This is a genomic window from Streptomyces tyrfis (assembly GCF_037034285.1).
Classification (GTDB): domain Bacteria; phylum Actinomycetota; class Actinomycetes; order Streptomycetales; family Streptomycetaceae; genus Streptomyces.
Genome location: NZ_JBAGJZ010000101.1, coordinates 1 through 2423 on the forward strand (window position 1 = coordinate 1; position 2423 = coordinate 2423).

Annotated in this window: 1 rRNA gene; it reads right to left on the minus strand. The window is 56.5% G+C overall.

The window, feature by feature from the left end:
* Positions 1–23: 23 nt before the first annotated feature.
* A 23S ribosomal RNA gene (locus tag WA762_RS35330) occupies positions 24–2423 on the minus strand; the annotation flags it as partial.

Consider the following 2423-nt stretch of genomic DNA (forward strand, 5'->3'; position numbering starts at 1 on the left):
CAACACAGTGAACGCGAGCAACTGAGGACAAGCCCTCGGCCTATTAGTACCGGTCAGCTCCACCCATCACTAGGCTTCCACATCCGGCCTATCAACCCAGTCGTCTACTGGGAGCCTTAACCCCTCAAAGGAGGTGGGAACACTCATCTCGAAGCAGGCTTCCCGCTTAGATGCTTTCAGCGGTTATCCCTCCCGAACGTAGCCAACCAGCCATGCCCTTGGCAGAACAACTGGCACACCAGAGGTTCGTCCGTCCCGGTCCTCTCGTACTAGGGACAGCCCTTCTCAATATTCCTACGCGCACAGCGGATAGGGACCGAACTGTCTCACGACGTTCTAAACCCAGCTCGCGTACCGCTTTAATGGGCGAACAGCCCAACCCTTGGGACCGACTCCAGCCCCAGGATGCGACGAGCCGACATCGAGGTGCCAAACCATCCCGTCGATATGGACTCTTGGGGAAGATCAGCCTGTTATCCCCGGGGTACCTTTTATCCGTTGAGCGACAGCGCTTCCACAAGCCACTGCCGGATCACTAGTCCCGACTTTCGTCCCTGCTCGACCCGTCGGTCTCACAGTCAAGCTCCCTTGTGCACTTACACTCAACACCTGATTACCAACCAGGCTGAGGGAACCTTTGGGCGCCTCCGTTACCCTTTAGGAGGCAACCGCCCCAGTTAAACTACCCATCAGACACTGTCCCTGATCCGGATCACGGACCCAGGTTAGACATCCAGCACGACCAGAGTGGTATTTCAACGACGACTCCACAACCACTGGCGTGGCCGCTTCACAGTCTCCCACCTATCCTACACAAGCCGAACCGAACACCAATATCAAACTGTAGTAAAGGTCCCGGGGTCTTTCCGTCCTGCTGCGCGAAACGAGCATCTTTACTCGTAGTGCAATTTCACCGGGCCTATGGTTGAGACAGTCGAGAAGTCGTTACGCCATTCGTGCAGGTCGGAACTTACCCGACAAGGAATTTCGCTACCTTAGGATGGTTATAGTTACCACCGCCGTTTACTGGCGCTTAAGTTCTCAGCTTCGCCAACCCGAAAGTCGGCTAACCGGTCCCCTTAACGTTCCAGCACCGGGCAGGCGTCAGTCCGTATACATCGCCTTACGGCTTCGCACGGACCTGTGTTTTTAGTAAACAGTCGCTTCTCGCTGGTCTCTGCGGCCACCCCCAGCTCAAGCAGCAAGTGCCATCACCAGGAATGGCCCCCCTTCTCCCGAAGTTACGGGGGCATTTTGCCGAGTTCCTTAACCATAGTTCACCCGAACGCCTCGGTATTCTCTACCTGACCACCTGAGTCGGTTTAGGGTACGGGCCGCCATGAAACTCGCTAGAGGCTTTTCTCGACAGCATAGGATCATCCACTTCACCACAATCGGCTCGGCATCAGGTCTCAGACACATGCACGACGGATTTACCTACCGTGCGCCCTACACCCTTACCCCGGGACAACCACCGCCCGGGCTGGACTACCTTCCTGCGTCACCCCATCGCTTACCTACTACAAGTCTGGTTCGTCGGCTCCACCACTACCCTCAACTCCGAAGAGATCGGGCCGGCTTCACGGACTAAGCATCGCCTGATTCAGTACTGGGCGTTTCAAAGCGGGTACCGGAATATCAACCGGTTGTCCATCGACTACGCCTGTCGGCCTCGCCTTAGGTCCCGACTTACCCTGGGCAGATCAGCTTGACCCAGGAACCCTTAGTCAATCGGCGCACACGTTTCTCACGTGTGTATCGCTACTCATGCCTGCATTCTCACTCGTGAACCGTCCACAACTACCTTCCAGTGCTGCTTCACCCGGCACACGACGCTCCCCTACCCAACCCAGCACCCGTTAGGGCTCACACTGGATTGACACGACTTCGGCGGTACGCTTGAGCCCCGCTACATTGTCGGCGCGGAATCACTTGACCAGTGAGCTATTACGCACTCTTTCAAGGATGGCTGCTTCTAAGCCAACCTCCTGGTTGTCTCTGCGACTCCACATCCTTTCCCACTTAGCGTACGCTTAGGGGCCTTAGTCGATGCTCTGGGCTGTTTCCCTCTCGACCATGGAGCTTATCCCCCACAGTCTCACTGCCGCGCTCTCACTTACCGGCATTCGGAGTTTGGCTAAGGTCAGTAACCCGGTAGGGCCCATCGCCTATCCAGTGCTCTACCTCCGGCAAGAAACACACGACGCTGCACCTAAATGCATTTCGGGGAGAACCAGCTATCACGGAGTTTGATTGGCCTTTCACCCCTAACCACAGGTCATCCCCCAGGTTTTCAACCCTGGTGGGTTCGGTCCTCCACGAAGTCTTACCTCCGCTTCAACCTGCCCATGGCTAGATCACTCCGCTTCGGGTCTTGAGCGTGCTACTCAAACGCCCTATTCGGACTCGCTTTCGCTACGGCT